General features: G+C 61.4%; 4 protein-coding genes. All 4 read left to right on the forward strand.

Annotated elements, in window-relative coordinates:
- On the forward strand, positions 1-503 hold a 503-nt coding region (locus WCA53_RS08985), incomplete at its 5' end, for an LLM class flavin-dependent oxidoreductase (RefSeq protein WP_423908161.1).
- A 32-nt stretch (positions 504-535) separates the two neighbouring features.
- A complete protein-coding gene (locus WCA53_RS08990; RefSeq protein ID WP_423908164.1) occupies positions 536-1,549 on the forward strand; it encodes a flavin reductase in 1,014 nt (337 codons plus the stop codon).
- Between the two features lie 114 nt (positions 1,550-1,663).
- The gene (locus WCA53_RS08995) at positions 1,664-3,115 is read left to right on the forward strand and encodes an MFS transporter (RefSeq protein ID WP_423908167.1); all 1,452 of its coding nucleotides are present in this window, start codon (positions 1,664-1,666) and stop codon (positions 3,113-3,115) included.
- A 121-nt stretch (positions 3,116-3,236) separates the two neighbouring features.
- Positions 3,237-3,761, forward strand: a 525-nt coding sequence (locus tag WCA53_RS09000) for an aldehyde dehydrogenase family protein (protein ID WP_423908169.1), incomplete at its 3' end; no start/stop codon positions are given.

A 3,761-nucleotide genomic window follows, 5' to 3' on the forward strand; every position in this document is an offset into this window, starting at 1 on the left:
AGGCCGCGGACATCTCCGCCCGGCATTCGGCGGTTCACCTTTTCTGGGGCGACTATCCGGAGCGTATCGGCGAGCAGATCAAGGAAATGCGGGCGCGTGCCGCCCGGTACGGACGTGAGCATGAAATCCGCTTTGCGATGCGTTTGCAGATCGTCTGCCGTGAAACCGAAGGCGAAGCGTGGGAAGCCGCACACCAGTTGGTCGCCGGCGCGGAAGGCTGGAAGGAGCAGGTCAAGGGCATGACGACGAATTCCGTTGCCAACCAGCGGCAGCAGGAGTTGTCGAAGACCGTCGGCAGCAAGATGACGCCGCACTTGTGGACGGGCATCACTGAAGTGCGCCCGGGTGCGGGTGTGGCCGTGGTTGGCAATCCGCAGCAGGTCGCCGCGCAGCTTCTGGAGTTTGTCGAAGCCGGTTGCAGCGGTTTTTGCCTGTCCGGCTACCCGCATCACGAAGAGGCCGAGCGCTTCGGCCGTCTCGTGATGCCGCTGCTTGTTCGCTAACGACGCACGAAATGATGAAGCAGGAGACAGACATGACAACGCCGATTGACCCCGTTCAACTTCGCAAGGCCCTCGGATCGTTCACGACCGGGGTGACTATCGTGACGACACACGGTGAGGACGGTAAATACTACGGCCTGACAGCGAACAGTTTCAATTCGGTTTCGATGGACCCGCCGATGGTGCTGTGGAGTCTGGGCAGGAAATCGTCCAGCCTGCCGGTCTTTTCACAGGCGGACCACTTCGCGGTCCACATTCTCGCGGCCAATCAGGAGTCGATCTCGAACCGCTTTGCCAAAAGCGGGACCGACAAGTTCGCGGGCTGCTCCGTGACACGCGGACATGGACAGGTTCCGTTACTCGACGGCTGCTCGGCACGATTTGAATGCCGGGTGGTGCATCAGTATGAAGGCGGCGATCACGTGATCTTCGTGGGCGAGGTGATGAACTTCGACAGCTTCGGCCAACCGCCGCTGGTCTTTCACGGTGGCAACTATGGGCTGGTGATGAAGCACGCCGAGGAACCAGCGAATATTGGCCCAGCATTCGGTGACGGCTGGCTAGGTTTTCTGTTGGGGCGTGCCTACTACCAGCTCCTCTTGCCGGTCCTCGAAAACCTCGAGCGCAACGGACTGCGTGACCTCGATTACAGCATTCTGGCCGTTCTCAGCATGGGCGAGGAAAGAACTGTCGAGGAGTTGGACCGCCTCGTGTCGATCTCGGGGTCCCGCGTGAGCGAAGACGACATTCTCAAGTTGGCCGCGCGCGGACTCGTCGAGTTTCAGCGAAGCGGCTTCGCGCAGGAGAACAAGGTGAAGTTCACGAGCGCGGGCCGCAGTTACACGATCGAATTGCTCGCGATCGCCAAGTCCGCGGAAAGCCACGCGGAGCGCGATCTCGATTACCGCGAAGCGCAGATCATGAAGCTTCTTCTCAAGCGCGTCATACAGACCACGGCATCGTCGTTGCCAGAACACTGGCACAAGGACCAGTTCTGGCGCCCCGACAATCTCTGGCGCGATCGCTCATCGCCGGACGCGGCCTGAGCAGGCGTTTGCCAGCGAGGGCCCCATCCACCACGTCCAGTTTCGCGACTGGACACACCCTGTCGATAGCCAACAAAAAAATACCGGCATCGAACATCAGAGGGGGAGACACGAATGAAGACAGAAGACATTGAAGCGATCCAGTCAGCGGACGCCACCTCGCAGAAATTGCGTGCCGTCAGTGCGGCGCGTGCATGGTACGCGGTAACGGTATTGCTGATTGCCTATGCATTTTCCATCATGGACCGGCAGATCCTCACGCTGCTTGTCGGACCGATCCGGCACACGCTGCACGTGAACGACACGCAGATCGGCTTGCTGCATGGTTTCACCTTTGCGGCGTTCTACGCGTTGATGGGCCTGCCCATTGCACGACTGATCGACCGTGGCGACCGGCGGCTCATCATCGCGGTGGGCATCGCGCTGTGGAGTCTTGCAACCGCCGCTAGCGGCCTTGCAACCGACTACTGGCATCTCCTGCTTGCGCGTGTCGTGGTAGCGGTGGGTGAGGCCGTGCTGCTACCCGGTGCAGTTTCGCTGATCGCGGATCTGTTTCCCGCCGATCGGCGCAGTCCGGCGATGAACGCGTTCGGCGCCAGTGGGTCGTTTGGTTCGGGCGCTGGGCTCATCGCGGGTGGTTTGATCCTCGGCGTATTCACGGTGACGCCGCCGTCCTTGCCTGGCTTGGGTCTGCTCCATCCATGGCAGGCGACGTTCATGACGCTGGGATTACCCGGCATTGTTGTGGCCGCGCTGATGTTGGCGGTGCCTGAGCCGAGAAACGCGCAGGCGGCAGTAACGGGCACGTCCGAGCGCCATGTCGGCGGTGAGCGGACTTCTCTGGAAGTGCCTCTCTCGGCAGTCAACGGCTACGCCATGGAGAACAAAAGGACCATGATCGCGTTGATGCTTGGCGCCGGTTTCTTCTACGCGAGTGTCTATGGCTGGGCGGGCTGGGCGCCGACTTACTTCGTGCGGGAGTTTGGCTGGACCTACCCGCAAGTCGGCAAGATGCTCGGGGTGCAGTTGGCTGTCGTCGGACCTGCCGGTGCACTGCTAGCGGGATGGGTCGGCGGGGTATGGCGCCGTGGCGGCACGCCGCATGCGTATCTGCGCATTGCGGTTATCGCCGGCTTGGGTCTGACTGTGTCCACCGTCGGGATGGTATGCGTGCAGAGCGCGCACGCCGCAACTGTCTTCATGGCCCTGGGCGCTTTCTTTGCATTCTTCCTGTTTGGTGCTGGGCCGTCAGCGATTCAGGAGATTGCGCCGGGGCCGATGCGCGGCCAATTCGCAGCCATTTACACGGGCATTCTCAGTCTGCTCGGCGCAGGGTGTGGCCCGGTCGCAGTCGGCGTTCTGACTGACTACGTGTATCGCGATCCACGAGCGATAGGACATTCGATCGGAATCGTCTGCTTTGTGTTCGGCGTGGTCGCCTGCTGTCTCTTCCGGTTCGGTTATCGCCCTTATAACGACACGCTCAAGTGTGCCCTTGCCTGGCGTCCGGCACAGCCAACGGGTGCCGACGCTACCGTGGCCAGACCGGGTATCGCAATGCGCTGACGACGGGCCGTGCGTGCAGCGCCGCGCGGGCCCATTCATTTAAAACATGCTCATGGCGCGCGGGACACCCTGCGCGCGCTCTCAACACGCCTATAGCCACACCATCGAGGAGATACGGACAATGAAAATCCACAAGCAGATTTACATCGGCGGAAACTGGATCGAACCAAACGGGCAACAGCGCATCGACGTGATGAATGCCACGACTGAAGAGATCATTGGACGCGTGCCGCTCGGTGATGCGACCGATGCCGATAACGCCGTGCGTGCCGCCCGCGCGGCATTCGTCGATTGGTCGCGAACCACGCCGCAAGAACGGGCGGCATGGCTTGCCAGAATTGCCCAAGGTCTTGAAGCCCGCGCACTGGAAGCGGCACAGTCGGTTAGCAAAGAAGTCGGCACGCCGATCGCCTGGTCGCAGTACGCGCAGGTCGGCGCGGCAATTGGGCACTTCGCTGTTGCCTCGCAGCTGGTGGCGAACTATGACTTTACCGAAATCGTCGGCAATTCCGAAGTGACACGCGAAGCCATCGGCGTCGTTGCATGCATTACGCCGTGGAACTACCCGTTGACGCTCATCGCCGCGAAAGTGGCGCCCGCATTGGCCGCGGGTTGTACTGTGGTGCTCAAGCCCTCTGAAGTGGCG

The organism is Caballeronia sp. (assembly GCF_049581465.1).
In the GTDB taxonomy this organism is placed as follows: Bacteria; Pseudomonadota; Gammaproteobacteria; order Burkholderiales; family Burkholderiaceae; genus Caballeronia.

What these genes read in the sequence shown, in the direction of transcription:
- WCA53_RS08995 (WP_423908167.1), top strand. Translation starts at nt 1,664, where the DNA reads ATGAAGACAGAAGACATTGAAGCGATCCAGTCAGCGGACGCCACCTCG.
- WCA53_RS08990 (WP_423908164.1), top strand. Translation starts at nt 536, where the DNA reads ATGACAACGCCGATTGACCCCGTTCAACTTCGCAAGGCCCTCGGATCG.